General features: G+C 39.1%; 1 pseudogene. It reads left to right on the plus strand.

Annotation, left to right across the window (positions count from 1 at the left end):
• Positions 1-49 precede the first annotated feature (49 nt).
• A pseudogene (locus tag B0E34_RS19435) lies at positions 50-266 on the plus strand (indole-3-glycerol-phosphate synthase TrpC); the annotation flags it as partial.

Consider the following 266-nt stretch of genomic DNA (forward strand, 5'->3'; position numbering starts at 1 on the left):
CCCCCATAACATCTATGGCATTAACAACCGAGATTTAAACACTTTTAAAGTGGATTTATCACACAGCATTCGTTTGTGTCAAGAACTGTTTGCTAAGCTTGGTGATGATACGTTGGTGGTGAGCGAAAGTGGCATTAATCATGCAGATGACATTCATCTGATGCAAAACAACAACATTCATCATTTTTTAATCGGTGAGCAGTTTATGAGAACAGATGATGCTGGACAGGCACTTGCCAAACTGCTTAATGACGTTCAAATGACAT

Origin of the sequence: Chryseobacterium mucoviscidosis, assembly GCF_002177115.1 — a bacterium.
Classification (GTDB): Bacteria; Bacteroidota; Bacteroidia; order Flavobacteriales; family Weeksellaceae; genus Chryseobacterium; species Chryseobacterium mucoviscidosis.